At 68.0% G+C, this 26934-nt stretch carries 21 protein-coding genes and 2 riboswitches; of the genes, 6 read left to right on the forward strand and 15 right to left on the reverse strand.

Annotated elements, in window-relative coordinates:
* Nucleotides 1-61 precede the first annotated feature (61 nt).
* The 4 genes from PSQ40_RS20065 to PSQ40_RS20080 form a co-directional block, all read right to left on the reverse strand.
* Nucleotides 62-976 (reverse strand): dioxygenase family protein, encoded by a 915-nt coding sequence (locus PSQ40_RS20065; protein ID WP_273953666.1) that lies wholly within the window; start codon nucleotides 974-976, stop codon nucleotides 62-64.
* Between the two features lie 114 nt (nucleotides 977-1090).
* Nucleotides 1091-2041 (reverse strand): tripartite tricarboxylate transporter substrate binding protein, encoded by a 951-nt coding sequence (locus PSQ40_RS20070; RefSeq protein WP_273953741.1) that lies wholly within the window; start codon nucleotides 2039-2041, stop codon nucleotides 1091-1093.
* A 247-nt stretch (nucleotides 2042-2288) separates the two neighbouring features.
* Nucleotides 2289-2567, reverse strand: a complete 279-nt coding sequence (gene catC, locus PSQ40_RS20075) for a muconolactone Delta-isomerase (RefSeq protein ID WP_273953667.1) — start codon at nucleotides 2565-2567, stop codon at nucleotides 2289-2291.
* Between the two features lie 17 nt (nucleotides 2568-2584).
* Nucleotides 2585-3802 carry a muconate/chloromuconate family cycloisomerase gene (locus tag PSQ40_RS20080; RefSeq protein ID WP_273953668.1) on the reverse strand — a complete coding sequence of 406 codons (1218 nt, stop codon included), beginning with the start codon at nucleotides 3800-3802 and terminating at the stop codon, nucleotides 2585-2587.
* A 126-nt stretch (nucleotides 3803-3928) separates the two neighbouring features.
* Between PSQ40_RS20080 and cynR the strand changes: the two genes are divergently transcribed.
* Nucleotides 3929-4810 (forward strand): transcriptional regulator CynR, encoded by an 882-nt coding sequence (gene cynR, locus PSQ40_RS20085; RefSeq protein ID WP_273953669.1) that lies wholly within the window; start codon nucleotides 3929-3931, stop codon nucleotides 4808-4810.
* Nucleotides 4811-4883: 73 nt separating this feature from the next.
* Here cynR and PSQ40_RS20090 read toward each other — a convergent pair whose 3' ends face one another.
* Nucleotides 4884-5663 carry an alpha/beta fold hydrolase gene (locus PSQ40_RS20090; RefSeq protein WP_273953670.1) on the reverse strand — a complete coding sequence of 260 codons (780 nt, stop codon included), beginning with the start codon at nucleotides 5661-5663 and terminating at the stop codon, nucleotides 4884-4886.
* Nucleotides 5664-5834: 171 nt separating this feature from the next.
* Here PSQ40_RS20090 and PSQ40_RS20095 point away from each other — a divergent pair, with 171 nt between their 5' ends.
* The 3 genes from PSQ40_RS20095 to PSQ40_RS20105 all read left to right on the forward strand — a co-directional run bounded on the left by PSQ40_RS20095 (nucleotide 5835) and on the right by PSQ40_RS20105 (nucleotide 11481).
* Nucleotides 5835-7268: an aminotransferase-like domain-containing protein gene (locus PSQ40_RS20095; RefSeq protein WP_273953672.1), complete on the forward strand. Its 1434-nt coding sequence runs from the start codon at nucleotides 5835-5837 to the stop codon at nucleotides 7266-7268.
* A 404-nt stretch (nucleotides 7269-7672) separates the two neighbouring features.
* Nucleotides 7673-9139 carry a cytochrome c oxidase accessory protein CcoG gene (ccoG, locus tag PSQ40_RS20100; protein ID WP_273953673.1) on the forward strand — a complete coding sequence of 489 codons (1467 nt, stop codon included), beginning with the start codon at nucleotides 7673-7675 and terminating at the stop codon, nucleotides 9137-9139.
* Nucleotides 9140-9861: 722 nt separating this feature from the next.
* Entirely contained in the window at nucleotides 9862-11481 is a 1620-nt protein-coding gene (locus PSQ40_RS20105; RefSeq protein WP_273953674.1) for a methyl-accepting chemotaxis protein, read from the forward strand.
* A gap of 330 nt (nucleotides 11482-11811) precedes the next feature.
* Here PSQ40_RS20105 and PSQ40_RS20110 read toward each other — a convergent pair whose 3' ends face one another.
* The 9 genes from PSQ40_RS20110 to PSQ40_RS20150 all read right to left on the reverse strand — a co-directional run bounded on the left by PSQ40_RS20110 (nucleotide 11812) and on the right by PSQ40_RS20150 (nucleotide 24646).
* Entirely contained in the window at nucleotides 11812-13329 is a 1518-nt protein-coding gene (locus tag PSQ40_RS20110; RefSeq protein ID WP_273953675.1) for a PAS domain S-box protein, read from the reverse strand.
* A gap of 379 nt (nucleotides 13330-13708) precedes the next feature.
* On the reverse strand, nucleotides 13709-16606 hold the full coding sequence (gene gcvP, locus PSQ40_RS20115; protein ID WP_273953676.1) for an aminomethyl-transferring glycine dehydrogenase: 2898 nt from the start codon (nucleotides 16604-16606) through the stop codon (nucleotides 13709-13711).
* A gap of 28 nt (nucleotides 16607-16634) precedes the next feature.
* Complete coding sequence (gene gcvH / locus PSQ40_RS20120; RefSeq protein WP_273953677.1) at nucleotides 16635-17009, reverse strand: glycine cleavage system protein GcvH; 375 nt, start codon at nucleotides 17007-17009, stop codon at nucleotides 16635-16637.
* 45 nt (nucleotides 17010-17054) lie between these two features.
* Complete coding sequence (gcvT, locus tag PSQ40_RS20125) at nucleotides 17055-18206, reverse strand: glycine cleavage system aminomethyltransferase GcvT (RefSeq protein ID WP_337961841.1); 1152 nt, start codon at nucleotides 18204-18206, stop codon at nucleotides 17055-17057.
* A 63-nt stretch (nucleotides 18207-18269) separates the two neighbouring features.
* Nucleotides 18270-18374, reverse strand: a riboswitch (glycine riboswitch).
* A 9-nt stretch (nucleotides 18375-18383) separates the two neighbouring features.
* A riboswitch (glycine riboswitch) is annotated at nucleotides 18384-18501 on the reverse strand.
* 40 nt (nucleotides 18502-18541) lie between these two features.
* On the reverse strand, nucleotides 18542-19834 hold the full coding sequence (locus tag PSQ40_RS20130; RefSeq protein WP_273953678.1) for a TRAP transporter large permease: 1293 nt from the start codon (nucleotides 19832-19834) through the stop codon (nucleotides 18542-18544).
* An 18-nt stretch (nucleotides 19835-19852) separates the two neighbouring features.
* The gene (locus tag PSQ40_RS20135; RefSeq protein ID WP_273953679.1) at nucleotides 19853-20365 is read right to left on the reverse strand and encodes a TRAP transporter small permease; all 513 of its coding nucleotides are present in this window, start codon (nucleotides 20363-20365) and stop codon (nucleotides 19853-19855) included.
* A 134-nt stretch (nucleotides 20366-20499) separates the two neighbouring features.
* Nucleotides 20500-21474 carry a TRAP transporter substrate-binding protein gene (locus tag PSQ40_RS20140; protein ID WP_273953680.1) on the reverse strand — a complete coding sequence of 325 codons (975 nt, stop codon included), beginning with the start codon at nucleotides 21472-21474 and terminating at the stop codon, nucleotides 20500-20502.
* Nucleotides 21475-21535: 61 nt separating this feature from the next.
* On the reverse strand, nucleotides 21536-22549 hold the full coding sequence (denD, locus tag PSQ40_RS20145) for a D-erythronate dehydrogenase (RefSeq protein WP_273953681.1): 1014 nt from the start codon (nucleotides 22547-22549) through the stop codon (nucleotides 21536-21538).
* 405 nt (nucleotides 22550-22954) lie between these two features.
* A complete protein-coding gene (locus PSQ40_RS20150) occupies nucleotides 22955-24646 on the reverse strand; it encodes an electron transfer flavoprotein-ubiquinone oxidoreductase (RefSeq protein ID WP_273953682.1) in 1692 nt (563 codons plus the stop codon).
* A gap of 128 nt (nucleotides 24647-24774) precedes the next feature.
* Here PSQ40_RS20150 and PSQ40_RS20155 point away from each other — a divergent pair, with 128 nt between their 5' ends.
* Both PSQ40_RS20155 and PSQ40_RS20160 read left to right on the forward strand, forming a co-directional pair.
* Nucleotides 24775-25557 (forward strand): SDR family oxidoreductase, encoded by a 783-nt coding sequence (locus tag PSQ40_RS20155; protein WP_273953683.1) that lies wholly within the window; start codon nucleotides 24775-24777, stop codon nucleotides 25555-25557.
* Nucleotides 25558-25569: 12 nt separating this feature from the next.
* The gene (locus tag PSQ40_RS20160; RefSeq protein ID WP_273953684.1) at nucleotides 25570-25992 is read left to right on the forward strand and encodes an acyl-CoA thioesterase; all 423 of its coding nucleotides are present in this window, start codon (nucleotides 25570-25572) and stop codon (nucleotides 25990-25992) included.
* A gap of 30 nt (nucleotides 25993-26022) precedes the next feature.
* On the opposite strand, the gene PSQ40_RS20165 is transcribed toward PSQ40_RS20160, so the two are convergent.
* The gene (locus tag PSQ40_RS20165; RefSeq protein WP_273953685.1) at nucleotides 26023-26907 is read right to left on the reverse strand and encodes a metal-dependent hydrolase; all 885 of its coding nucleotides are present in this window, start codon (nucleotides 26905-26907) and stop codon (nucleotides 26023-26025) included.
* Nucleotides 26908-26934: the final 27 nt, after the last annotated feature.

Below are 26934 nucleotides of genomic sequence, written 5' to 3' on the forward strand. Positions count from 1 at the left end.
ATGAAGGGGAGCAGCATGGGACCCGCCCGCCGCCACGACCGCGGTGGCGGGCGGCCTTGCCTCAGGCGGTGATGCGCGCGATGCGGGCCAGCGGCGAGGCTTCGCTGTCGTTGAGGGCCGGGGTCAGTACAAAGTCAAAGCGGCTGCGCACAAACGGCGCCTCAATGCCCAGCGATTCGTAGCCTGCCGGGGCCACACCGCGCTCCAGTTCGATGACCAGACCGTCGCGGGTGGCGAAGGCAAAGTCGTCGTCGATGTAGGTGTCACCGGGGATGTTGACCTGGGTGGTCAGCGTGCGCAGGCCGGGGGCCACCACCAAGAAGTGGATGTGGGCCGGGCGGTGACCGTGGCGACCGAGCGCCTCAAACAGCTCCGAGGTCGGGCTGTTGGGCGGGATCGAGTAACCCGGCGGCAGGTAGCTGCGCAGGCGGTAGCGGCCCTGGGCATCGGCCTGGATGCGGCGGCGCAGTTCGTAGGGCTGCATGCCCGGGAAGAAGTGCGAATAGCCGCCTTGTTCGTTGGCGTGCCAGACGTCGATCAGCGCACCCGGCACGGGCTGGCCTTGCAGGTCGCGCACCTGGCCTTCCATCACAAACACCTCGCCCTTGGGGGCGCCTTCGTCCACCCGCACCTCGTAGGTGGCGGTGGGGGCGCCGGCCACGTACAGCGGGCCTTCGATGGCGCGCGGGGTGCCCCCCTGGCGGCCGGCGCGCTGGTCGGCCTCGTCGGCACGGATGTCCAGCAGGCGGTCAAAACCCAGGCCTGCCGTGATCAGGCCCAACTGGCCGGCGGCGCCCAGGCGGCCCAGCCAGTCGACGGCGGTCCAGAACTCGTCGGCACTGACGTCCAGTTCGTCGATGGTCTTGAACAGGTCGGTCACGATGCGCTCGGTCAGCGCACGCACGCGGGGGTTGCCCGGGGCGATCTGGGTGCTGTTGACGCGTTGCAGCAGGGCTTGCAGGTTCATTTCAGACATGGTGTCTCCAGTGAAAGGAAGGGAAGGGTCGGCAAAACAGGGGGCGGCTTGGGCGCGCGCGTCCCCAGGCCGCCCAGGGGGCGGCCGGTGGCGCGCTGCGCGGGGTGCCGTGGTTCAGTCGGGGCGGATGCCGCGCTGGGTAATCAGCTGGGTCCAGCGCGTGGATTCGCGCGCCAGGTGGGCGGCCAGCTCGTCGGGGCTGGAGCCCACGGCTTCGGCGCCGATGGCGTCAAAGCGGGCCTGCACCTCGGGCTGCTTCAGGGCGCTGACCAGCGCCGCCTGCAGTTTGTGGAGCACCGGCCTGGGCGTGCCCGCGGGCACAAACGCGGCGAACCAGGGCGACACCTCGTAGTCGGGCACCCCGGCTTCGGCCAGGGTGGGCACCTGGGGCAGGGCGGCCGAGCGTTTGGCGGTGGTCACCGCCAGGGCGCGCAGCTTGCCCGACTGCAGGTGCGGTCGGGCCGAGGTGACGCTGTCGAACATCAGGTCGATCTGGCCCCCGAGCAGGTCGGTCAGCGCGGGGCTGCTGCCCTTGTAAGGCACATGCACCAGGTCGAGTTGGGTCATTGAGCTGAACACCTCGCCCGCCAGGTGGATCGAGGTGCCGTTGCCCGCCGACCCGTAGGTGATCTTGCCCGGCGACTGGCGCGCCGCGGCGATCAGCTCGTCGACCGAGCGCAGCTTGCTCTGGCTGGCGTTGACCACCAGCACATTGGGCACCACGGCCAGCAGGCTGACCGGGGCGAAGTCCTTGACCGGGTCGTAGCTGAGCTTGCCGTACAGCGGCTTGTTGGTCGCCATGCCGATGGAGGTGATCATCAGCGTGTAGCCGTCGGCCGGTGACTTGGCCACCAGCTCGGCGCCAATGTTGCCGCCGGCGCCGGGGCGGTTTTCGATCACAAAGGGCTGGCCCAGCGCCTTGCCGGCGCGCTCGCCCAGGGTGCGCGCGATGGCGTCCATGGCGCCACCGGGAGGGAACGGCACCACCCATCGGATCGGCTTGTTGGGCCAGTCGGCTGCGGCGTTGGCCGCACTTTGGGCGTGGGCGCTGAGCGCGCTGGCCATCAGGCCGAGGCCCAGACCCAGGCTGAATACCTGGGCCAGGCCCGGGCGCCAACGGGGCGCACCGAATGGGGCTTGCAGTGGGTTCATCGTGTGTCTCCGTTTTGTTCTTGGCACCGCTGACACCAGCCTGGAGGCGCCGTGGCTTCGCCGGGTCGCACCGCTGGGGCTGTCTGCGGTTTCGCGCCTCGTCGCAACCGCCAATCGTCGATGGGCTGGGGCGTGTGAGCGGTTTTTGTTGGGATGGGTCTCAGGCGATGGCCGAGGGGTGCTGGGCCAGCGGCGTGACGTGGATCTTCATGTACGGGAACAGCGGCAGGCCCGACAGCAGGGTGTGCAGTTCGTCGTTGGAGGCGACGTCAAACACGCTGTAGTTGGCGTACTCGCCGACCACGCGCCACAGGTGGCGCCAGCGGCCGTCGTGTTGCAAGGCCTGGGCATAGGCCTTTTCGCGCGCCTTGATGTCGGCGGCCTGGGCTTCGGGCAGGTCGTGGGGGATGTTCACATCCATGCGAACCAGAAACAACATGGGAGGGCTTTCCTTGTTCAAGCGGTCGGGGTCGGGGTGGTGGGCGCGGTCGCGGCGGCCGTGTGGGCCGCGCCCAGGTCAATGTGCACCGGACGCAGGCCGGTGCGCGCCCGGTCAAAGCGGTCCAGTTGACTGGGCTCGACGGTCAGGCCGAAGCCCGGGCCGTCGGGCAGTTGCAGCTCAAAGTCGCGGATCACCATGCGCTCGCTGACCACGTCGTCGACCAGCAGTTGCGGGCCAAACAGCTCGCAGCCATGGTGCTGGGGTCCCAGGGTGCTGAACACATGGGCCGAGGCGGCGCTGCCGATCGAGGTCTCGAGCATGGTGCCGCCATACCAGCCGATGTCGGCGGCCTCGGCCACCGCGGCGACCTGGGCGGTGCGCAGCAAGCCACCGTGTTTGGCCACTTTGAGCGAAAACACCTGGCTGGCCTGACTGCGCGCGAGTTGCATCGCGTCTTGCAGGGTGCAGACGCTTTCGTCGGCCATCAGGTGGGCGCGGTCGCCCAGGGTCTGGCTGAGGGTTTGCAGCGCGGCCAGGTTCCACTTGGCCACGGGCTGCTCGATGAGGGTCACGCCGGCGTCGATCAGCGGCGGCAGGTAGCGGCGCGCGGTGGCGCCGTCCCAGGCCTGGTTGACGTCCACCGTCAGTGTGGCCTGACCTTGCAGGCCGCGGGCGATCTGGCTGACGTGGGCCACGTCGTCTTCGGGTCGGCGTGCGCCGATCTTCATCTTGAAGATGCGGTGGCGCTTTTGTGCCAGGCGCAACTGGGCCTCTTCGAGGTCGCGCGCCACATCGCCGCTGGCCAGGGTCCAGGCCAGGGGCAGGCTGTGGTGGCGCTTGCCGCCCAGCAGTTGGTGCGCCGGCAGACCGAGGCTGCGGGCCACGGCGTCGATCAGCGCCATCTCGACCGCGCTTTTGGCAAACGCATTGCCCTTGCAAGCCAGGTCCATGCGGGCCAGCGCGGCACCGAATTGGCCGCCGTCCTGACCCAGCAGCACGGGCGCCAGGTAGGCCTGGATGGCGTGCTGGATGCTCTCGGGCGATTCCTCGTTCCAGGACGGGCCGCCGATGGTGGCGGCTTCGCCAAAGCCCGTGGCGCCGTGGCGCAGCCACAGCTGCACGATCACCGGGCTCTGCCGGCTGATGGCGCCAAAGGACAGCTTGTGCGGCCGGATCGTCGGGATGTCCAGGATGCGTGCTTCGATGCGTTCGATGGGAAAACGTCCCGTCATGCCAGGGGCCTTTGCCTAGGGGTTGAAAACAGAGCCCAAGGCTAAGGGCAAGACTCTGCACGATCAAATGATTTATTTTTGATGGATCGTTCGATGACTTGAAACGATCTGGCTACCATCGGTGGCATGGACATCCGCCAACTTCGCTACTTTCTGGACATCGCCGAGACCGAGCACCTGACCCAGTCGGCGCACAAGCTGTTCGTCACCCAGTCCACGCTGTCGCACGGGCTGCGGCAGTTGGAGCAGGAGCTGGACACGGTGCTGTTCGACCGCCTGGGCCGCGGCCTGAAGCTGTCGCAGGCGGGGGCCGCCTTCCGGGTCTATGCGATGCGCGCGCTGCGCGAGATCGAGGCCGGGCGCATGGCGCTGGCCGACCTCAGTGGCCTGCAGTCGGGGCGGCTGACGGTGGGGGCGTTTCCGACCTTCTTGAACACCCTGGTGCCGGCCACGCTGGCGGCCTTCAGCCAGGCCCACCCCAAGGTGCAGATCGAGGTGCGCGACCTGCGCGCGGGGCCGATCGAGGAGCAACTGCTGCGCGGTGAGTTGGACCTGGGCATCGCGTTTCACCCGGCCGGGCACGAGGACATCGAGACCGAGCCCTTGTTCGACGAACGCATGCTGCTGGTGGTGCGCCCCGGCCACCCGCTGGCCGAGCGCAACAGCCTGCCCATGAAGCGGCTGGCCGAGCAGCCGCTGGCGCTGTTGCCACGCAGCTTTGCGACGCGGCGCCTGATCGACGACAGCCTGCGCCAGGCCGGCGTGCTGCAGCCCCGGGTGCCCGTGGAGGTGGAGTCGGTGGAGGCTTTGCTGGGCGTGTGCCGCCACAGTGACCTGGCCAGCATCGTGCCCGAGCGTGCGGCGCGCCAGGCACCCGACCTGTGTGCCATCGTGCTGACCGCGCCGACCATGGTGCGGCATGCCGGCATCCTGTGGCGCCGCGGTGCCTCGCGCAGCGCCGCCGCGCTGGCGTTCGCGGCCCGCCTGCACAGCATGCGCCTGGCCTGACGGGGCCGGGCGTTGGGGCCGGGCGGTGGTGGTGGCGGCGCACCGGCCCGGCGCCGATCCGCAGGACCGTGGGTCAGTGCTCAGCCAGGGGCGACCAGAAATCGGCCAGCAGGCGCGCGAAGGCCTGCGGTTGCTCGACCGCGCTCAGGTGGGCGGCGTCCAGGCTTTGCAACTGCGCGCCGGGAATCGCCTGCGCGATGCGTTCGGACAAAGCCGGTGGGGTGGCCTCGTCGCGGCCGCCAGCGATGACCAGGGTGGGGCAGCCGATGCGGGTGTTGCCGGCGTCCAGCGCGATGCCGGCCACGGCCTCGCAGGCGGCGGCATAGGGCTCGGGGGCAACGGCGGCCAGCACGGCGCGCAGGGCGGCCACGCGCGGGGCCCCGTGCGACGCATCCGCGCGGAACTCGGGGGTGAACCAGCGCTGCAGGGCCCCCTCCACGATGGGCGCCACGCCGTCACGGCGCACCGTGTCGATGCGGGCCTGCCACATCGCGCGGGCCGCGCTGTCGTACTGGCTGGCCGAGTTGGCGATCACCAGGCTGCGCACCAGGGCGGGGTGGCGGGCACCCAGCGCCTGGGCCGTCATGCCGCCCATGGACAGGCCGGCAAAGTGCACCGGGCCCGAGCTGTGGGCGCGAATCAGCTCGGCCGCGTCGTCGGCCAGGTCGTCCAGGGTGAAGGGGCTGGCGCCGGCGGCCGACTGGCCGTGGCCGCGGTGGTCGTAGCGCAGCACGGTGTAGCGGTCTTGCAGGGCAAGTGCCACCTCGTCCCACATGCTGAGGTCACAACCCAGCGCATGGCTGAGCACCACCAAAGGGCCTTGGCCCTGTTTCACAAAGTTCAGTTGCGGCATGGCCGACGGGTCCCGGAGTTGAAAACGGGCTGCATTGTGCACGGGCTGGCCCGAGCCTGTCCTGGCGAGGGGGAGATTGTGGGCGCGCCGGCGCCGACCCGGCCCGCGGTCTGGCACAGTGAGGCCTGGGGCCGTTCAGGCCCGTGTTGCCGCCTTGTTTTTTGCCTGTCCATGACCCAATACGAACGCCTGGCTGACGAGTTCCAGACCCTGATCCACAACGGCACTTTGCGCGTGGGCGATCGCTTGCCGTCGGTTCGCGTGACCTGCGCGCGGCGCCACATCAGCCCGGCGACCGTGTTCCAGGCCTACTACCTGCTGGAGTCGCGCGGCCTGGTGCAGGCGCGGCCCAGGTCGGGCTACTTTGTCGCGGCGCGGCGGCCTGAGGCGCTGGCGGCGCCCGAGGTGTCGTCCGAACCGCCGCCCTCGCAGTCGGTGGCCGTCAACGACCTGGTGGTCGAGGTGCTCAAGCTGTCGCGCCGTGCCGAGGTACTGCCCTTGGGGTCGGCTTTCCCCGATCCGGCGCTGTTCCCGCTGGCCAAGCTGGGGCGCAGCCTGGGCAGCGCAATGCGGCGCCTGCCCCCGCACAAGCTGGTCGAGGACCTGGCCACCGGCCATGCCCGCCTGCGCCAGCAGGTGGCGCAGCGCCTGGCTGCCGATGGGCTGGCGGTGTCGGCCGACGAACTGGTGGTGACCAATGGCGCCATGGAAGCCCTCAACCTGTGCCTGCAGGCGGTCACCCAACCGGGCGACCTGGTGGTGCTGGAGTCGCCCACCTTTTACGCCTCGCTGCAGGCGCTGGAGCGCTTGCAGCTGCAGGCGCTGGCGCTGCCCACCCACCCCGAACACGGCATTGACCTGGCGGCCCTGGCGCAGGCGCTGGCCACCCAACCGGTCAAGGCCTGCTGGTTGATGTCCTCGTTCCAGAACCCGCTGGGGGCGCTGATGCCCGAGGCCAAAAAGCAGGCGATTGCCGACTTGCTGGCGCGCCATCAGGTGCCCCTGATCGAGGACGACGTGTACGGTGAGCTGTACTTTGGCCCCCACAAGCCGCGCCCGATCAAGGCCTTCGACCGCGCCGGCTGGGTGCTGCATTGCGGCTCGTTCTCCAAGAGCCTGGCGCCGGGCTACCGCGTCGGCTGGGCCGCTGCCGGGCGCTGGAGTCGGGCCGTAGAGCGCGCCAAGGTGATGAGCAGCCTGTCGGCCGCGGTGCCCTCGCAGGTCGCCATTTCGGACTACCTGGCCCAGGGCGGGCACGACCTGCACCTGCGGCGGTTGCGCCAGACCCTGCAACAGCAGCGCGATGTGGCGCTGGCCGCGATTGCCGAGCATTTTCCGGCCGGCACCCAGGCCACCCGGCCCGAAGGCGGCTACCTGCTGTGGGTGGCGCTGCCGGGCGACATCGACACCCGGGCGCTGCTGCCGCAGGCCCTGGAGGCCGGTGTCAGCCTGATGCCTGGGGCCCTGTTCTCGGCCGACCAGCGCTTTGCCCATTGCCTGCGTCTGAACTACGGCGCGGTGGGGCCCGACGGCCTGCGCGACGCCCTGGCGCGCCTGGGGCGGCTGATTTGCGACCGGACCGGGCTGGCGCCGCTGAGCCGGTGAGCGGGGTCGCGGGGGCAGGGTGGCGGGTGGCGGGTGGCGGGTGGCGGGTGAGGCGTCAGGTGATTTGATCGGTCGCCATTTGTTCTTATTGGCCGATAAATTTGATCATTGTTTGGTGAATTGGGTGGGCCCGGTGTCGGTTCAGCGGCTGTGGCCTTGCGTTCCGGCCGCGGTCTCAGGCCCGGGGAGGCCGGGCGCCGCAGACCGGCTGCCGCAGTCAATTCGCGGACTATTGACCATATCAGTTCCGGTCAAATAATCATTTCTGATGAACTGATCCGGTCCTTGGTCGTCGCTTCTGAATCTGTTTTTTGCCGGCCCCCTCAGGCCCACTGACAGGCGTTTGCTGGCGCGTCCGGCCAACGGTCGATCGACCGCCGGCGCCCAGCGCTGGAGCCTGTGTCATGACCTCTTTGTCCGGCCTGCCTGCGCAGCCGATCCAATTCCACCCTCCGGTTTCGTCCCTGCGCTGGGGCGTGCGCGCCATCGGGGGCCGCTTCAACCGCGCGCGCTGGGCCAGCGTGGGCCTGACCCAGGCCTTGTTCTTTGGCCTGTGCTGGCTGTCCTGGAACGGGCGACCCTTGCTGAGCTTTGACTTTGCCCACCAGCGCGTGCACCTGTTGGGCGCCATTTACGGACCGCAAGACTTGCTGCTGCTGGCCGGCTTGCTGATGGCGGGCGCCCTGGCGCTGTTCCTGGCTTCGGCCTTGAGCGGGCGGGTGTTCTGTGGCTTTGTCTGCCCGCAGTCGGTGTACACCGGCGTGTTTTTGGGTGTGGAGCAGTGGGTGATGGGCACGCCAGGCCAACGCCGCCAGCGTGCGCGCTCAGGCCAGCACCTGCAGTCGGCGGCACGCCAGGCATTGACCTGGGGCCTGTGGGGCGGGATGTCGTTGGCCCTGGGCTGGACCTTCACCGCCTATTTTTCGAGCGGGCCCGACCTGGCCCGCCGCACCCTGGCCGGCGCCATGGGCCCGGTGGAGCTGGGCGCGTGCCTGGGCTATGCGCTGTTTGCCTTTTTGCAGGCGGGTCTGCTGCGTGAGAAGGTTTGCCAGCACATGTGCCCGTACGCACGCTTCCAGGGTGTGATGGGCAATGAACACACCCAGGTGGTCAGCTACGACCAGCGCCGTGGCGAGCCGCGTGCCAACGTGCTGCGCGCGCCTCTGTCGCGGCTAGCGGGCCCCGCTGGCCAGGCGGCCCCGGCGGCCCCGGCGGCCCCGGCGGCCCAGGCCCTGCCGGCGGCGGGGGCTTGTGTGGACTGTGGCCTGTGTGTGCAGGTCTGCCCGGCCGGCATCGACATCCGCCAGGGCGCGCAGTACGAGTGCATCAGTTGCGGCCTGTGCATTGACGCCTGCGACCGGGTGATGCTCAGCGCCCGCCAGCCCACGGGCCTGATCCGCTTTGCCAACAGCCTGGGCACGGGTTGGCGTGACACGCTGGCCCAAGCGCGCGTCCGGGGTCATGCGCTGGCGCTGCTGCTGGCCTTGCTGGGGGTCGGCTGGACGGTGGCCCAGCGGGTGCCCTTGCAACTGGAAGTGCTGCGGGACCGGGCCGTGCTGTCGCGCCCCAACCGCGACGGTTCGGTGGACAACGTCTACCGCCTGCACCTGCAGAACTATGACGTCCGGGCCCACGCCTTCACGGTGCAATTGCGGGAGGCCGGGCCCTTGCAACTGCTGCCCACCGCGCCCATCGACGTGCCCGCCAGTGGCGAGCGCAGTGTGGCCGTCACCGTGCGTTTGCCAGCGGCTGCGGCCGCCGAGGCCCAGGGGGCCAGCACCCCCGTGCTGCCTTTGCAATTGGCCGTGGTGGCCGAACAGGCGCCCGCGCTGCAGCGGCAGCAAGCGACGCGCTTTCTGTTGCCGCGCTGAGCGCTGAGCGTGTTCAGCCCCGCCGCCGCCCACCCGTGGCGACGGGCGCCAGGCCGCGGCCACGGCGGCCTGGCCGGTGACCTGCTCGATGACCTGCCCCCTGGGCCGCCCTGCGCCACGGCGGTCCTGCACGGCGGTGGTTCTGTGCAGCGGCGGTTCCGCCCCCGCCCCGTGGGGCCTCGCCGGGCCGGCCCGGCGGAGTCGGTGCGCGCCGTCGGGTGAGGCGGGGCCACCCCTGGGGGCCGTGCGCCCCCTCTCTTTTTTTTCAGTCCCCTGCATCCAAACGGCTTCCTGGTGCGTAGTGCTCCCAGTGCGGTGCGTGCGCGCCTGGGTTGCATCGGGCCTGACCAGAGGAAGGCAGCCTGGGCTCGGCCGCCGGCGGGTGTTCGTTGCCGACGACTTGGGTCAATTTCGAATTTGATAAAAATCAAAAGTTATCAAAAGTAAGTAGCTCTTAGCCAATGAAATATCATTTGTAAATGGTGTTAACGATAAATTTGTGTTGAAAAATATTGTAAAAAAAGCATAATAAGTATCAGCAATTGATTCATGTCCTCCGGTCACGGCGGGTGTGAAGAAGGCGTTCTGTCCCCCTGCGGCAGCGCAGCGGGGTCAGATCAAGGTGATCTCCATCCACACCAGTGACCGACCACCAACCACGGGCGGCTGACGGGGCGAACAGGGACTGCGGTGGGTCCACGCCTCCAGGCCGGTGACACAAAATGAACTTCATTCAGAATTTTTCCATCCGCTTGCGCCTCGGCGTGGGCTACGCTGCCCTCACGCTGGCCCTGGTGCTGGTGGCGGTGCTGGGGTTGCAGGGCGAGGCCAGGACCCAGGCCAATCTGGATCACCAGATCAATGACCTCAATGTCCTGACCCGGCTGGAGAATGAACTGCTGACGGCGGCCAATGCGCGGGCCGTGTCGGCCCGCAATCTGGTGCTGGCCTCGTCGCCCGAGGACAGGGCGTCGGAAACCCGTCTGGTGCAGCAGGCCCACGACAAGGTGCAGTCGGTGCTGGCCAAGCTGGGGCCTTTTGTGCAGGCCATGCCGGACACCACCGAGGCGCTGCGTCAAAGCCACGAGCAGGTGCTCAAGATCGAGGCCCAATACGGCCCGGTGGCACTGGACATTGTTCGCCTGGCAGGGGCCGGGCAGGCCGAGCAGGCCATCCGCAAGATCAATGTCGAGTGCCGGCCCTTGTTGGCCCAGTTGATTGAGCAGATCAATGTGTCGCTGGCCGAAAGCGCGCGCATTGGCGCGGTGGCCAGCGAGGCCTCCCACGCCGAATTCGTGCACTTGCGCCGGGTGTTGGTGTCCATCAGCACGGGGGTGCTGTTGCTCGCCATCTTTCTCAGTGTGCTGACGACAAAGTCCATCACCCGCCCCCTCGACCAGGCAGACCAGGCGGTGACGTCGTTCGCGGAAGGCAACCTGAGCCGCAGCCTGCCGGCTCGGGGGCGCAACGAGATCACCCACGTCATGCACGCCATCGAGCACATGCGGCAGAGCTTGATGGGCATCGTGTCCGATGTGCGTCGGGGGGCCAGCCAGGTGTCCGGGGCCAGCCAGGAGATCGCGGAAGGCAACCAGGACCTGTCGGCGCGCACCGAACAACAGGCCAGCGCGCTGCAGCAGACCACGGCCTCGATGGAGATGCTCTCGGGCATCGTGCAAAAGAACTCGGCCAACGCGCGCCATGCCAACCAGCTGGCGGTGCAGGCCGCGGCGGTGGCCCAGCAGGGCGGGCAGGTGGTGGCGGGCGTGGTGCAGACCATGAACAGCATCAACGACTCCAGCTCGCGCATCCAGGAGATCATTGGTGTGATCGATGGCATTGCCTTCCAGACCAACATCCTGGCGCTGAATGCGGCGGTCGAAGCCGCCCGTGCCGGTGAAGAAGGGCGCGGCTTCGCGGTGGTGGCGGGCGAGGTGCGGGTGCTGGCGCAACGCAGCGCCACCGCCGCCAAGGAAATCAAACAACTGATTTCGGAGAGCGTGGAGCGAGTGGCCCAGGGCTCGACGATGGTGGCGCAGGCCGGCAGCACCATGGACGACATCGTGGGCAGCATCGAAAAAGTCGTCACCATCGTGGCCGAAATCAGCGAGGCCAGCGCCGAGCAAAGTGCCAGCGTCGGCCAGATCGGCGAGGCCGTCGCCTTGATCGACCAGGCTACCCAGCAAAACGCCTCGCTGGTGCAGGAAATCGCCACCGCGGCCAGCAGCCTGCAGGCGCAGGCGGGCGAGCTGGTGCAGGCGGTGTCGGTGTTCAAGCTGGACCCGGAGGCCACCCTTCGCGAGTCCGGTGCCCCCGGTTGGCCGCGGCTGGCCATGGGCTGAGGCGCGCCGCCAGCGTCACCTGCCAAGCACCAAGCACCAAGCACCAAGCACCAAGCACCAAGCACCAAGCACCAAGCACCAAGCACCAAGCACCAAGCACCAAGCACCAAGCACCAAGCACCAAGCACCAAGCACCAATGGCCGGGCCGGGCCGGACCGGGCCGCGGCGTGGCGTGGCGGTGGCTTCAGGGACTGGCGGTTTTTACGGTGCCTCCGGCTCCGTTGGGACCCTGTGGAGGGCTCCATGAGCGCCTGGGGCGCTGCCGGGCGGCAGGCTCAAGATTCGCCCGTATCCCCGTACCCCCGTGCCGCGTGGAACCGCGCGGCGGTTCAAGGGGCGGTCGGGCCCGGCTCGCTTGGCGTCCGGCCCGCGGCACCTGGCCCCTCGGGGGCCGCCGTGCGAAGGCGCGGTAGGCAAAGCGTGACCACCGTGCCCCGGCCGAGTTCGCTCTGCACCTCCAAGCGGCCGCCGTGCAAGGCCACGATCTGCTTGACGATGCTGACCCCCAGTCCGGTGCCGGGCACCGAGCCCGATTCGTCGGCTCGGTAAAAGCGCTCGCCATAGCGGGCCAGTTGTTCGGGGCTCATGCCGCGGCCCTGGTCGCGCACGCTGAGCAGCAGCAGGCCTGGGTCGTTGGGGTGGGGGGCCACGCGCACCGCGACCGGGGCGGCGTCGCCCGAGTATTTGCGTGCGTTGGACAGCAGGTTCATCAGCGCGCGCCGCAGGTAGGTCTCATCGCCCTGCACCCAGCAGGGGCCATGCTCGGCCGCCAGCGTGGGCGCGCAGGCCCCGGGCGACTGCGACCAGCCCGCCAATTCACGCTGCACCAGCGTCACCAGGTCCAGGGGCTGCAGGTGCAGGTCGGCCGTGGTGCGGGACTCGAGCTTGTCGAGGTCCAGCAGGTCGTCGATGGTGTCGTTGATCAACAGCGTCTGCTTGAGGATGATGTCCAGCAGGTGGCGGCGCTCCGCGCTGGAGAGGGCCTCGTCGCGCAGGGTCAACAGCTCGATGAAGCCGCGGATGCTGGTCATCGGGGTGCGCAGTTCATGGGCCGCGGTGGCCATGAACTCGGACTTCAGCCGCTCCACCCGGGTCTCGTGGGAGATGTCGCGCAGGCTCAGCACCAGGCTGACCAGGCCCTCGTCGCTGCTGCGCGCCCGCAGGCTCAGCACCCGGGCTTCGGGTTGGCCCAGCGTGCGGCGCTGCAGCGGCAGGCTGTGCTCGCCACGGGCCAGTTGCCACAGGGTGGCGCTTCCCTCGATCTGGCTGGCGGCGTCACTGCCCTGGTTCAGCCGCTCGACCACCGCGTCCAGGCCCAGGCCCAGCCAGGCGCTGGCGGGCAGGCCGGTCATGCCTTCGATGGCCGGGCTGGCGTGGCTGACGCGCTCTTGCCGGTCCAGGGTGATGAAGGCGTCCGGGCTCAGCGCGAAAATGGCTTCGTAGCGCTGCCGGTCGCTGATGTCGCGCGCTACTTTGGAGGCCCCGATGATGCGGCCCTGGGCGTCGCGGATCGGCGAGATGGTGGCCGAGATGTTGATCAGGTGACCGTCGCGGTGACGGCGCACGGTTTCGAAGTGGTCGACCTTCTCGCCAGCCGCGATTTTGCGCAGGATCTCGGTTTCTTCGCGCACCCGGTCGGGCGGGAACAGGCGCAGCATGGGCTGGCCGATCATGTCCTGGGCCTGGTAGCCAAAAATGGCGGTGGCCCCGGGGTTCCAGCTGGTGATGATGCCCGCCAGGTCTTTGCTGATGATCGCGTCGTCCGAAGAGTCCACGATGGCCCGGAAATGGGCATCCCAGTGCGCGTCAGGCGCTGGGGCGGGCGGCGGGGCAGGGGGCAAGGTCACGTGGGCTTGGGGCGGCGCGGTGGGTCGAGGGGGCAACGGTGGCCCCATGAACCGGGGACTCGTCAGCCCAGCGCTGCGGGGAGGCCTCGGGCCCAGATCGGCCATTTCGGGCCCGCTGGGCGATCCTCAAATTCTAAAACTGGCACCCCACGGGCCTCGCTGGGGCGCTCCGGAAGCCTGAGTCTTTTGAGGGACGTCAGCCCGGTGTAGGGTCACAGGCGCTCGGCGGTGGGGCGGCTGGGCAGACGGGCTGGCGGTCAGCCGGTCAGCCGGGGGAAGCGGCTGCGCCACCCCCACATCGCCACCCCGTCGCCCCATGCCGCTCCATGCGGTCCTAGGCCGCACCAGTTGGGCCCCCCGAGGTCTGGGCCTCAGGCCCTCAGGCCGCGTAGTCGCTGACTGGCACGCAGCTGCAGAACAGGTTGCGGTCGCCCCACACGTTGTCGACCCGGCCCACGGGCGACCAGTACTTGGTCTGGCGCAGGCTGCGCACCGGGTAGGCGGCGACTTCGCGGCTGTAGGGGTGGGCCCAGTCGGCCGCCATCAGGCTGGCGGCGGTGTGGGGCGCGTTCTTCAGCGGGTTGTCGTCCTGCGGCCAGGTGCCGGCTTCGATCTGACGGATCTCTTCGCGGATGGCAATCATGGCGTCGATGAAGCGGTCCAGCTCGTCGCGGGTTTCGCTTTCGGTGGGCTCGACCATCAGCGTGCCGGGCACCGGGAAGCTCAACGTCGGGGCGTGGAAGCCGTAGTCGATCAGGCGCTTGGCCACGTCTTCGGCGCTGACACCGCTGCGCTCCTTGAGCGGGCGCAGGTCCAGGATGCACTCGTGCGCCACATGGCCGTTGGCGCTGGCGTACAGCGTGGGGTAATGGTCTTGCAGGCGCGCGCTGATGTAGTTGGCCGACAGGATGGCGGTCTCGGTCGCGGCTTGCAGGCCTTCGGCGCCCATCATGCGGCAGTACATCCAGCTGATCGGCAGCACCGCGGCATTGCCCAGCGGGGCCGCGCTGATGGCGCCCACGCCGTTGACCGGCAGGCCGCCTGTGGCGTGACCGGGCAGGAAGGGCACCAGGTCTTCGACCACGCAGACCGGGCCGACGCCCGGGCCGCCACCGCCGTGCGGGATGCAGAAGGTCTTGTGCAGGTTCAGGTGGCTGACGTCGCCGCCGAACTCACCGGGCGCGGCCACGCCGACCAGGGCGTTCATGTTGGCGCCGTCCACGTAGACGCGGCCACCGTGCTGGTGCACCAGGGCGCACAGCTCCTTGACGCTGGTCTCGAACACGCCGTGCGTGCTGGGGTAGGTGATCATCACCGCGGCCAGGTGGGCGCTGTGTTGCTCGCACTTGGCGCGCAGGTCGTCCAGGTCCACATTGCCTTGCGCGTCGCAGGCCGTCACCACCACCTGCAGGCCCACCATCTGGGCGCTGGCGGGGTTGGTGCCGTGGGCCGAGGCGGGGATCAGGCAGATGTTGCGGTGGCCTTCGCCGCGCGAGGCGTGCCAGGCCTTGATGACCAGCAGGCCCGCGTATTCACCCTGGCTGCCCGCGTTGGGCTGCAGGCTGATGCCGGCATAGCCCGTGGCCTGGCACAGCCAGGCGCGCAGCTGTTCGTCGAGCAGGCGGTAGCCCTGCAACTGGTCGGCCGGGGCGAAGGGGTGGATGTGGGCGAACTCGGGCCAGGTGATGGGCATCATCTCGCTGGTCGCGTTGAGCTTCATGGTGCAGCTGCCCAGCGGGATCATGCTGCGGTCCAGCGCCAGGTCCTTGTCGCTCAAGGCCCGCAGGTAGCGCAGCATGCTGGTTTCGCTGTGGTGGGTGTTGAACACCGGGTGCGTCAGGTAGGCGCTGCTGCGGCGCAGTTCGCTGGGGATCAGTGCGGCCAGGCCGGCTTCAAACTCGGCCACCTGGGGCAGGCTCTGACCGGCAGCGGCGAAGAAGCCCCACAGGGCTTCGACGTGCTCACGCGTGGTGGTCTCGTCGAGCGACACCCCAATGCGGCCGCCGGCGCTCAGGCGCAGGTTGACGCCACCCGCCAGGGCCCGCGCCACGATGGCCGGGGCTTGCTCGCCGGCGTCCAGGCTCAGGGTGTCGAAGGCGGTGTCATGGACCGGCTGGAAACCCAGGCGGCGCAGGCCGGCGGCCAGCACCGCGGTGTAGCTGGCCACGCGCAGGGCGATGCGGCGCAGGCCTTGCGGGCCGTGGTAGACCGCGTACATGCTGGCCACCACGGCCGGCAGCACCTGGGCGGTGCAGATGTTGGAGGTGGCTTTTTCACGGCGGATGTGCTGTTCGCGCGTTTGCAGGGCCAGGCGGTAGGCCGGCTGGCCATGGCTGTCCACGCTGACGCCGACCAGGCGGCCGGGCATCGAGCGCTTGAACTCGTCGCGGCAGGCCATGAAGGCGGCGTGCGGGCCCCCGGCGCCCATCGGCATGCCAAAGCGCTGGGTGGAGCCGATGACGATGTCGGCGTCCCATTCGCCGGGCGGCGTCAGCAGCGTCAGGGCCAGCAGGTCGGCGGCCACGATGAAGGCGGCTTGCTTGGCGTGGGCTTGCTGCACGTCGGCCCGCAGGTCACGCACCTGGCCGTGGGTGCCCGGGTACTGGGCCACGGCGGCAAAGTAGTCCTGCCCGGCCAGCGCGGCGGTCCACTCGGCGTCGCTGGTGGTGACCACCACGGTCAGGCCCAGCGGGGCGGCTCGGGTCTGGATGACCTCGATGGTTTGCGGGTGGCAGTCGCCGGCCACCAGCAGGGTGTTGGCCCGGCTCTTGACCGAGCGCTTGGCCAGGGTCATGGCTTCGGCGGCGGCGGTGGCTTCGTCGAGCATGGACGCGTTGGCCATGGGCATGCCGGTCAGGTCGCAGACCAGGGTCTGGAAGTTGACCAGGGCCTCCATGCGGCCTTGCGAGATTTCGGCCTGGTACGGGGTGTAGGCGGTGTACCAGGCGGGGTTTTCCAGGATGTTGCGCAGGATCACGCCGGGCGTGTGGGTGCCGTAATAGCCCTGGCCCAGGTGGCTGCGCAGGATCTTGTTGTGCGATGCAATCGCCTTCAGCTCCGCCAGCGCGGCGGCCTCGGTCACCGGCTCGGGCAGCACCATGGCGCTGGCACGCGCGATGCTGCGGGGCACGATGCCGTCGATCAGGGCCCGGCGCGAGGCGGCGCCGACCACGCTGAGCATGGCGGCTTCGTCGTCCGGGCCGATGCCGATGTGGCGGGCCCGGAATTCGGTCGGGTTTTCAAGATCTGCGAGGGGAAGGGCGGATTGCATCAGCATGGGGGGACTCGTCGGGGGTGACGCCGGGTCAGGCGTTCTTGGTGAAGTCGGAGTAGGTGGTTTCGTCCATCAGCGCGTCGAGCTGGGCCGGGTTGGACAGCTTGACCTTGAAGAACCAGCCGTCGGCCAGCGGCGCGCTGTTGGCCAGCGACGGGTCGGCGCGCAGGGCTTCGTTGACCTCGACGATCTCGCCGTCCACGGGCATGTAAACGTCGGCGGCGGCCTTGACGGACTCGACCACACCGGCCACGTCGCCGGCGGCAAAGGTCTTGCCGACTTCGGGCAGGTCGACAAAGACCACATCGCCCAGCGCGTCTTGCGCGTGCACGGTGATGCCGACCACGGCGGCGGCCGTGTCAGCGGCGTTGACCCACTCGTGTTCCTTGGAATATTTGACGCTCATGATTTCTCCTGATCAGGGTTGTTGGGTTGAAGGGCTGGATGCAAATCAGCCCCGGTAGTATCGGTTGGGAATGAAGGGCATGGCGGCAACTTGCATCGGCACCGCCTTGCCGCGCACGATGGCGTTGAGGCGGGTGCCCAGGGCGGCCTGGTCGGCGCGCACATAGGCCATCGCGATGGGTTGGTTGGTGCTGGGGCCGAGCAGGCCGCTGCAGACTTCGCCAATGCGCTCGCCGGCTTCGGTTTGCAGCTCGGTGTGCTCACGCACGGGCACGCGTTCCAGGGCCACCAGGCCGACGCGCTTGCGCGTCAGCACGCCAGCGGCGCCGCTCAGGTCGCCCAGTTGGGCCAGCACCCGGTCGGCGCCGGGGAAGCCTCCGGCGCGCTCACCACCGGTGCGGCGCACCTTCTGGATGGCCCAGGTCAGGCCAGCCTCGACCGGGCTGGTGCCGGTGTCGAGGTCGTTGCCGTACAGGCACAGGCCGGCCTCCAGGCGCAGCGAGTTGCGTGCCCCCAGGCCGATGGGCTTGACTTCGGGCTGCGCCAGCAGGGCGCGGGCCAGGGTGTCGGCCTGGGGCGCGGGCACCGAGATCTCAAAACCGTCCTCGCCGGTGTAGCCGCTGCGGGTCACGTAGCAGCGTGTGCCGGCCAGCTCGAAATAGCCACCGGTCATGAACACCAAGCCCGTCACGCCGGGGGCCAGGCGGGCCAGCGCCGTCACGGCGTGCGGGCCCTGCAAGGCCAGCAAGGCTTGCTCGGGCATCGGGATGACCTCACAGCGCTGGCCAATGCGGGCCTGGAGGTGGGCGATGTCGGCCACCTTGCAGGCGCCGTTGACGATGACGAACAGGTCGTCACCGCGGTTCACGAACATCAGGTCGTCGAGGATGCCGCCCTCGTCATTGAGCAGCAGGCCGTAGCGCTGCTTATGCAGGCCCAGGCCGATCACGTCGACCGGCATCAGGCTCTCGAGGGCCGCCGCGGCGTCGGCGCCCACCAGGCGCAACTGGCCCATGTGCGAGACATCGAACAGGCCGGCTGCGGCGCGGGTGTGCAGGTGCTCGGCCATCAGACCGGCCGGGTACTGCACGGGCATGCTGTAGCCCGCGAAGGGCACCATGCGGGCGCCGAGTTCGAGGTGCAGGTCGTTCAGGGGGGTGTGGAGCAGGGCAGCGGGGGAGGCGGAAGCAGCGGTCACGGTCAGGCCTTTGGCACAGGGGGGGCACACCAGGGGCGCAACGTGGTGTTGCGCTCCCGAAGAGGGGCCCCGGCTGTCCGCTTTACCTGAGAGATTCACCTGGCGATGCAGGCTTGCTCCTTCGGTGGGCCGTGGCGTGGTGCACGGCCTCTCTCCAGCTGGGAGACGTCTGTTGCCAGACGCTTGTCAGTCCTTTTGCCTGAGCGTTCGGGCGCTGGGGACCTCCCAGCGCTTTCGCCTTCGGCGGCGTGCGGCTTGCGCGGGGCAAGGGCACGCTCTCTCCTGACGGCGCGCAGTATACCGCTGCGCGGGGCGCTCGCAGCGCCCGGACCGGTTTATTTGAAGCCGAGCGCGTGCGGCAGCCAGCTGCTGGCGGCGGGCACAAAGGTCAGCACCACCAGCACCACGGCGTGGGCCCACAGGAAGGGCATCAGCTCGCGGGTCAGGTCGGACAGCGGCACCTTGGACACGTTCGAGGTCACGAACAGCAGGCCGCCCACCGGCGGGGTGATCATGCCCAGCGTCAGGTTGTAGATCACGATCATGGCGAACTGGATCGGGTCCACGCCCAGCTTCAGGGCCACCGGCGCCAGGATCGGCACCAGCACCATCACGCCGGGCAGCGGCTCGATGAAGATGCCGAAGATCAACAGGAACACGTTGACCATGATCAGGAACATCCAGGGCGACAGGTTCATCGCGATCAGCCAGTCGGCCATCATCTGGGGCAGGCCCTCGATGGTCAGCAGCCAGGCAAAGGAGCCCGACAGACCGATGATGATCAGCACCGAGGCGGTCAGCAGCGAGGAATACGCCAGGATGTTGGGCACGGCCGACCACTTGAGGGTGCGGTACACGTACTTGCCGCAGATCAGCGCGTAGAACACGGCCACCACCGAGGCTTCGGTCGGGGTGAACCAGCCGGCCCGCATGCCGCCCAGGATCAGGATCGGCAGCATCAGGGCCGGCAGGGCCTTCCAGGTGTTGACCAGGATGTCCTTGAGCGGGGGCAGTTGGCCTTCGCCCTTGTAGTTGCGCTTCTTGGAGATGTGCCAGTTGACGATGCACATGGCCGCCGCGATCAGCAGGCCCGGGATGATGCCTGCCACGAACAGCGCCCCCACCGAGACGCTTTCGTCTTGCAGGGCATACACGATCATGGTGATCGAAGGCGGGATGATCGGGCCCACGATGGCGGTCGAGGCGGTCAGCGCGGCGGCGTAAGAGCGGTCGTAGCCGGCCTTGTCCATCATGCGGATCAGCATCGAGCCGGGGCCGGCCGCGTCGGCCAGGGCCGAGCCCGAGATGCCCGAGAAGAAGGTCAGCGACACCACGTTGGTGTAGCCCAGCCCGCCGCGCTTGTGGCCCACGAACTGGCCGGCGAACTTGAGCAGCACTTCGGTCAGCGAGCCGCCGCTCATGAGCTCGGCGGCCAGGATGAAGAAGGGCACCGCCATCAAGGGGAAGCTGTCAATGCCGGTGAAGGTTTCCTTGAGCAACACCAGCATGGGGTAGGCATCGGTGAGCAGCAAAGCGGTGGCCGTGGCCAGGCCGAGGGCGAAGGCCACCGGGACGCCGATGGCCAGGTAGACGCAGGCGGCGATGATGAGAACGAGACTGGGATTCATGTCGAAAAGCCTGCGGGGTCAGATGGAGGCGCTGGCGGTCGCGTCGAAATTCGCGTCCGTCGAGAACTTGCGGTCGGTGATGTAGCTTCGCAGCACCAGTGCAAAGTGGATGCACAGCAGCAGCCCGCCGGTGGGGATGGCCGCGTAGATGTAGCCAAACGGGATCTGGGTGGCCGCGGTCAGCTGGAACATGGCGCGCTGCGTGTACAGGTAGCCGGTCCAGGTCATCATGATGAAGAAGCCCATCAGCAAAATGGCCACGACCACGCGGATGCCCTGGCTGATGGGGCGCGGGAACGCGTCCTGCAGGTTTTCCACCGCGATGTGGCCGCCGTAGCGCATGACCATGCCGGAACCAATGAAGGTCAGCCAGATCATCATGTGGCGGGCCACTTCTTCGGCCCACTCGATGGACGCGTTGGTCAGGTAGCGCAGGGCCACGTTGGCAAAAATGATGACCGACATGGCGGCCAGCAGCAGGATCAGGGCCCAGCGGTTGGTGGCCACAAAGTAGCGTTCAAAGGTGTTCATGGTGTCTCGGGAAAGCGGGGCGCGGGGAAATGCAGGGCGCCGGGGCGCTGCTCGGACGCCACGGCCGTGGCGTCTGAGCAAGGCTCAGGGAAGAGGGCGGGGCCCGGCGCGCGGGCCCCGCGGGTCAGCTCAGGTCAGCGGATGTCCTGGATCTTCTTGATGTTGTCGGCGCCAAATTCCTTGGCGTAGCCCACATAGGCGGGCTTCAGGGCTTCGCGGAAGGCGTTGCTGTCGACCTTGCGGGTCACGGTCATGCCGTCTTTTTCGAGCTGGGCGATGCCGTTGTTTTCGTCCTCGTTGACCTTCTTGCGTTGGGCTGCGGAACCCTTCTTGGCGGCTTCCAGGAACACCTTCTTGTCCGCGTCATTGAGCTTGTTCCAGATGCGCGGCGAGATGATCAGCAGGGCGGGCGAGTAAACGTGGCCGGTCAGCGACAGGTGCTTTTGCACTTGCGAGAACTTCGACGACAGGATCACCGGGATCGGGTTTTCCTGGCCGTCCACGGTGCCTTGTTGCAGCGCACCGAACAGTTCCGGGAAGGCCATCGGCGTGGGCAGGATGCCGAAGGTCTTGTAGCCGTCCATGTGCACCTTGTTTTCCATGGTGCGCATCTTCAGGCCGGCGGCATCGGCGGGCTTCACGATGTCGCGCTTGTTGTTGGTCATGTGGCGGAAACCGTTTTCCGTCCAGGCCAGGGCGACCAGGCCCTTGGCCGGGAACTTGGTCAGCAGGTCCTGGCCGATCGGGCCGTCCATGACCTTGCGGGCGTGGTCGTAGTCGCGGAACAGGAAGGGGATGTCCACGATCTTGACTTCAGGCACAAAGTTGCCCACGGGGCCGGTCGAGGTGTTGACCAGGTCCTGCGTGCCCAGTTGCACGGCTTCGATCATTTCGCGTTCGCCACCCAGGGCCGAGCTGGGGAACTGCTGGCATTTGTAACGACCTTGGGTGCCCTTTTCCACTTCGTCACAGAAAGCGGTGGAGCCCACACCGTAGTGCGATTCCTTGGTGGTGGCGTAGCCGATCTTCAGGGTGGTGGTTTGAGCGAATGCAGCGCCGGAGAGACCAGCGGCGAGCAACACGGACAGAGCGGTACGAGAGAAGGTCATTTTGTCTCCTGGAGGTGGTTTTGTTGCCAATTCAAACTAAATTTGTCATACAACTTTTTGATTATGGCTGGAGGGGCAAGCGGACGGCATCCGGGTTTTCTCTAGCATAGTCACGCACGATCGCTTCAAAGCTGGTGTCGGGCAGCAGGCCCAGGCCCCGAGCGCGCGCAGCGTCGATGTCGGCGGGCCAGGTGCTGACAATGCGCACGATGGCGGGGTCGGGCGTCCAGTCCAGCAAATCGGTGGCAGCGCTGCCAGCCACTTTGCCCAGGGCGGCGGCCATGTCGCCTGCGGTGGTCTTGAGGGCCGGAAGGTTGATGGCGGTGCGGGCGCCCCATTCGGCCGGGCTGGCGTCGGCGGCACGCACCAGGCCTTCGACCGTGCGGGCCGGGGAGGACAGGGCCACCGGGGTCTCCGGGGGCACCGGGCAAGGGGCTTTGACGCCCGCCAGCGGCTCGCGGATCATGCCGCTCAAGAAGCTCGAGGCGGCCCCGTTGGGGCGCCCCGGGCGCACGCTGACCGTCATCAGGCGCACATTGCGCGCGGTGACAAAGCCCTTGCGGCCGTAGTCGGCCACCAGTTGCTCGCCAATGAACTTCTGGATGCCGTAGCTGCTTTGCGGGGTCGGCAGCGTGGTGTCGGTGATGACGCTGGGCAGCGGCTGTTCGGGCGAGTTGCCGAACACCGCCAGCGAGCTGGCAAACACAAACACCGGGCGCTCGCCACCTTGGCGGCAGGCTTCGAGCAGGCCGTGGGTGGCGGCCAGGTTGCTGCGCATGCCCAGGTCAAAGTCGGCCTCGCATTCGCCGCTGACCGCCGCGGCCAGGTGGAACACCAGCTGCGTGCCTGCGGGCAGCGCCTGGCCTTGTTCGAGTTGGGTGTTGAGGTCGCCGGTCAGGGCGTGCACCCGCGGGTCGGCCAGCAGGTCGGCCGGCGGGGCGGCGCGGTCCAGCAGGGTCAGGCGGGTGATGGGCTGGGCCGGGGCGCCGATCAGGGCCAGCGTGCCTTGGGCCAGCAGGGTGCGGGCCAGGCGCACGCCCAGGAAGCCGGCACCGCCGGTGATCACGATGTTCATGGTGGAAGTCCCTTCGTCAAAAGCAGGAACCCAGGCCAGCGGTGACCGGGTTCGGTAAATTTGTCATACAACTTTTGATTATCCGGGGGCCGGTCGCCCTTGGGGCTACGGGTTTACGCGTGTTTCCTGTCGGCGAAGGGGCTGTGCGTGAGATGCGATGGCGGCTGGATGGTCCACGCCGGGCGAGGGCACCTTGGGCCAGTGACCTCGGATCCAGCAAGCAAAACGCGCCCGATTCGGGCGCGTTGAGGTGGGGGTGGGGCGGGCGGTTCGGGCCCGGCGCTCGGGCCGCCAGCCACGCGGGGCCCGGAGGAGCCGGCGCAGCCGGTGCAACCTAGGGAAGGCCGTGGGTTCAGGGCGCACCGGCGGCTGGCCCCTGAAGCCCGGGCATCGACCCGGGACCGATCACATGCCCGAGTAGTTCGGGCCGCCACCACCTTCGGGCGTGACCCAGACGATGTTCTGGGTCGGGTCCTTGATGTCGCAGGTCTTGCAGTGCACGCAGTTTTGCGCGTTGATCTGCAGGCGGTCGCTGTTGTCCGCGTTCTTCACGAACTCGTACACGCCGGCCGGGCAGTAGCGGGCCTCGGGGCCGGCGTACTGGGCCAGGTTCACCTGGACCGGCACCGACGCGTCTTTGAGCGTCAGGTGGGCGGGTTGGTTTTCGGCGTGGTTGGTGTTGCTGATGAAGACGCTGGAGAGGCGGTCAAAGGTCAGCTTGCCATCGGGCTTGGGGTAGTTGATGGGTTTGCACTCGGCGGCCGGCTTCAGGTAGGCGTGGTCGGGCTTGTCGCGGCGCAGCGTCCAGGGGATGTGGCCGCGCAGCACGAACTGCTCGAAACCGTTCATCAGCGTGGCGGTGGTCAGGCCGTACTTGAACCAGTTCTTGAAGTTGCGGTCCTTGTTGAGTTCGGTGTGCAGCCAGCTCTTCTCGAACGCTTCGGGGTAGGCGCTGAGTTCGTCGTGTTGGCGACCGGCCACCACGGCGTCGTAGGCTGCCTCGGCGGCCAGCATGCCGGTCTTGATGGCGGCGTGGCTGCCCTTGATGCGGCTGACGTTCAGGTAACCGGCATTGCAGCCGACCAGTGCGCCGCCCGGGAACACGGTCTTGGGCAGGGCGTTGAGGCCGCTGGCGTTGATGGCGCGGGCGCCGTAGGACAGGCGCTTGGCGGTGATTTCACCCTTGTCGTTCTCGAAGTAGTAACGGACGTTGGGGTGGGTCTTCCAGCGCTGGAACTCTTCAAACGGGCTCAGGTAGGGGTTGCTGTAACCGAGGCCGGTCACGAAGCCGAGCGCCACCTTGTTGCCGTCCAGGTGGTACAGGAAGGCGCCACCGTAGGTGTCGGACTCCATGGGCCAGCCGGCGGTGTGCATCACGAAGCCGGGCTTGTGGCGGCTGGGGTCGATTTCCCAGAGTTCCTTGATGCCGATGCCAAAGCTCTGCGGGTCGCGGCCCTCGTCGAGCTTGAACTTGGCGATCAGCTGCTTGCCCAGGTGGCCGCGTGCGCCTTCGGCGAACACGGTGTACTTGGCGTGCAGTTCCATGCCCAGCTGGAAGTCGTCCGAGGGCTCGCCTTCCTTGTTGATGCCCATGTTGCCGGTGGCCACGCCCTTGACCGAGCCGTCCTCGTTGTACAGCACCTCGGCGGCCGAGAAGCCGGGGAAGATTTCCACGCCCAGGGCCTCGGCTTGTTCACCCATCCACTTGGTCACTGCGCCCAGGCTGACGATGTAGTTGCCGTGGTTGTGGGCAAAGGGCGGCAGGAACAGGTTGGGCACGCGAAAGCCCGATTGCTCGCTCAGGAAGATGTAGGCGTCGTCGGTCACCGGCTGCTTGAGCGGGGCGCCGTCGGCCTTCCAGTTGGGCAGCAGTTCGGTCAGGGCCTTGGGGTCCATGATGGCGCCCGACAGGATGTGCGCACCGGGCTCGGAGCCCTTTTCGAGCACCACCACCGACACATCGGTGCCTTTTTCAGCGGCGAGTTGCTTGAGCCGGATGGCGGTGGCCAGGCCACCGGGGCCGCCCCCAACGACGACGACGTCGTATTCCATGGCCTCTCGGGGGCCGTATTGGGACAGGATTTCTTCGTGGGTCATGGGGCGTCTCGCTCGATAATGAATTGGGATGGGTAACTCGGTGGTAACCGGCTGCGCGGCATTTTATTCGCTGCGCTGCAATATTAGAACGGTCGTTCGTTTTTTTGTCCAAGTCTGGAGATACTCTAATGGCTTTTAGCATCGACTTATCGGGCCGTGTGGCATTTGTGACAGGCGCTTCCAGCGGATTGGGGGCCCAGTTCGCCCGCACCCTGGCCCGCGCGGGCGCCGCGGTGGTGTTGGCCAGTCGCCGCGTGGAGAAGCTCAAAGAGCTGCGCGCGCACATCGAGGGCGAGGGCGGCAGTGCCCATGTGCTGCCCCTGGATGTGACCGACCTCGACAGCATCCGAGCGGCGGTGGCGCATGCCGAGACCGAGGTGGGCTCGATCGACATCCTGGTCAACAACTCGGGCGTCAGCACCACGCAACGCCTGCAAGACGTCACCGAGGACGACTTCGATTTCATCTTCGACACCAATGTGCGCGGCTCGTTCTTTGTCGCCCAGGAGGTGGGCAAACGCATGCTGGCGCGCGCTCGCGGTGCCGCGCCCGGCACGTACACCGGCGGGCGCATCATCAACATCGCGTCGGTGGCGGGGCTCAAGGTGCTGCCGCAGATTGGCGCCTATTGCATGAGCAAGGCCGCGGTGGTGCAGATGACCAAGGCCATGGCCATGGAATGGGGCCGCTTTGGCATCAATGTCAACGCCATCTGCCCGGGCTACATCGACACCGAGATCAACCACCACCACTGGCAGACCGAGCAGGGCCAGAAGCTGGTCAACCTGCTGCCGCGCAAGCGCGTGGGCCAGCCCGAGGACCTGGACGCCTTGCTGGTGATGCTGGCCAGCGACCAGAGTCATTTTGTCAACGGCGCCATCATCGCGGCCGATGACGGCTTTGCGCTCTGAGCCGGGGCCCGCATGCGCATCGAGATTCCCGAGCACAAGCGCCTGGTGTTTGAGATGGACATCCCCATCCGCTGGGGCGACATGGACGCCATGGGCCATGTGAACAACGCCAACTACTTTCGCTACCTGGAGACCCTGCGCATCGAGTGGATGTGCTCGATCGGCTGTGCGCCGGCGCCGCAGGGCGAGGGGCCGGTGATCGTCAACGCGTTTTGCAACTTCTACCGCCAGCTTGAATACCCGGGGCAGGTGCTGGCCAAGTTGTACGTCAGTGATCCTGCGCGCACCACCTTCGAGAGCTGGGCCACGCTGGAGCGCACCGACCAGCCCGGCGTGGTCTGCGCCGCCGGTGGCGCGACGGTGATCTGGGTCGATTTTCCGAAGCAGAAGGCGGCGCCGCTGCCCGACTGGATGCGCGCCCACCTGCAGGGCTGAGGGCACCGCGGCCCACGCGGGGCCGCGACCTCAGCGGCGCGCGGCGCCGATCACCCGGTACTGGCTGGCATGCTCGCGGAGCCAGCGCTCGGCCAAGGCCCGGGCCGACAGGTCGGGCGCCTGCGGGCTGTGGGTGTCGGGGTGAAAGTCGCGCTGGTAGTAGCGCAGCAGCGGGCCGGTGCAGCGCCACACCAGGCCCTGCCGACCCCAGGCAAAGCGCAGCCCACTGAGCCAGGTGCCGGGGCGCCACAGGCTGCCGTCGTGCCAGAGGTTGAGGGCGGTCTGGGCCAGCGCTTCCCAGCTGAAGGTGATCAGCACATAGGTGAACCAGCGCACCCGCCAGGCGTGGTTGCCGCCCAGCGCCTGGTACAGCGCAAAGGCCACCGCGCTGTGCTCGGTCTCCTCGGCCGCGTGCCAGCGCCAGACGGTTTTCAGGCGCTCGTCGGCGGCGTCCAGCACGTCGGGGTGGCGCAGCGTGATGTCGGCCAGCACAGCGGTGAAGTGCTCGTAAGCACAGGTCACCGCGAGGTGGTGCAAGGGGTTGAAATGGCGTGTGCGGTCAATGCGTTTCTGGGCCCAGTGTTGCCAGCGGTTGACCAGGCCTTGGCGGGCCAGTTGCTCGTTGTAGAGGCCATGCACGCGCCGGTGCGTGGCTTCCTGGCCGATGAAGCCCTGGATCTGCCGCCGCAGCGGCTCGTGCTCTGGGGTTTCGGGCAGCTTTTGAAGGGCTTCGCGCACCGAGTCGATGAAGAACTGCTCACCGACCGGAAAGCTCATCGACAGCGCATTGAAGAACATGCTGCGAAACGCATCGCCGCCATGCCAGTGCGGCGCAAAGCCGTCGCTCAGGTCGACTTCGAGCTTGCGCACGGTGAGTTCAGGCGGGTGGGCCAGGGCAGGGGCGGGGGTCGACATGGGCGGCTCAGGCGGTCAGGGTGATCG

Source organism: Curvibacter cyanobacteriorum (genome assembly GCF_028649475.1).
Classification (GTDB): Bacteria; Pseudomonadota; Gammaproteobacteria; order Burkholderiales; family Burkholderiaceae_C; genus Curvibacter; species Curvibacter cyanobacteriorum.

Bases quoted from the DNA above. Each gene is read 5' to 3' on its own strand.
- PSQ40_RS20065 (WP_273953666.1), bottom strand. From the start codon at position 976: ATGTCTGAAATGAACCTGCAAGCCCTGCTGCAACGCGTCAACAGCACC.
- PSQ40_RS20070 (WP_273953741.1), bottom strand. From the start codon at position 2,041: ATGGCCAGCGCGCTCAGCGCCCACGCCCAAAGTGCGGCCAACGCCGCA.
- catC (WP_273953667.1), bottom strand. From the start codon at position 2,567: ATGTTGTTTCTGGTTCGCATGGATGTGAACATCCCCCACGACCTGCCC.
- PSQ40_RS20080 (WP_273953668.1), bottom strand. From the start codon at position 3,802: ATGACGGGACGTTTTCCCATCGAACGCATCGAAGCACGCATCCTGGAC.
- cynR (WP_273953669.1), top strand. From the start codon at position 3,929: ATGGACATCCGCCAACTTCGCTACTTTCTGGACATCGCCGAGACCGAG.
- PSQ40_RS20090 (WP_273953670.1), bottom strand. From the start codon at position 5,663: ATGCCGCAACTGAACTTTGTGAAACAGGGCCAAGGCCCTTTGGTGGTG.
- PSQ40_RS20095 (WP_273953672.1), top strand. From the start codon at position 5,835: ATGACCCAATACGAACGCCTGGCTGACGAGTTCCAGACCCTGATCCAC.
- ccoG (WP_273953673.1), top strand. From the start codon at position 7,673: ATGACCTCTTTGTCCGGCCTGCCTGCGCAGCCGATCCAATTCCACCCT.
- PSQ40_RS20105 (WP_273953674.1), top strand. From the start codon at position 9,862: ATGAACTTCATTCAGAATTTTTCCATCCGCTTGCGCCTCGGCGTGGGC.
- gcvP (WP_273953676.1), bottom strand. From the start codon at position 16,606: ATGCTGATGCAATCCGCCCTTCCCCTCGCAGATCTTGAAAACCCGACC.
- gcvH (WP_273953677.1), bottom strand. From the start codon at position 17,009: ATGAGCGTCAAATATTCCAAGGAACACGAGTGGGTCAACGCCGCTGAC.
- PSQ40_RS20130 (WP_273953678.1), bottom strand. From the start codon at position 19,834: ATGAATCCCAGTCTCGTTCTCATCATCGCCGCCTGCGTCTACCTGGCC.
- PSQ40_RS20135 (WP_273953679.1), bottom strand. From the start codon at position 20,365: ATGAACACCTTTGAACGCTACTTTGTGGCCACCAACCGCTGGGCCCTG.
- PSQ40_RS20140 (WP_273953680.1), bottom strand. From the start codon at position 21,474: ATGACCTTCTCTCGTACCGCTCTGTCCGTGTTGCTCGCCGCTGGTCTC.
- denD (WP_273953681.1), bottom strand. From the start codon at position 22,549: ATGAACATCGTGATCACCGGCGGTGCCGGCTTCCTGGGCGTGCGCCTG.
- PSQ40_RS20150 (WP_273953682.1), bottom strand. From the start codon at position 24,646: ATGACCCACGAAGAAATCCTGTCCCAATACGGCCCCCGAGAGGCCATG.
- PSQ40_RS20155 (WP_273953683.1), top strand. From the start codon at position 24,775: ATGGCTTTTAGCATCGACTTATCGGGCCGTGTGGCATTTGTGACAGGC.
- PSQ40_RS20160 (WP_273953684.1), top strand. From the start codon at position 25,570: ATGCGCATCGAGATTCCCGAGCACAAGCGCCTGGTGTTTGAGATGGAC.
- PSQ40_RS20165 (WP_273953685.1), bottom strand. From the start codon at position 26,907: ATGTCGACCCCCGCCCCTGCCCTGGCCCACCCGCCTGAACTCACCGTG.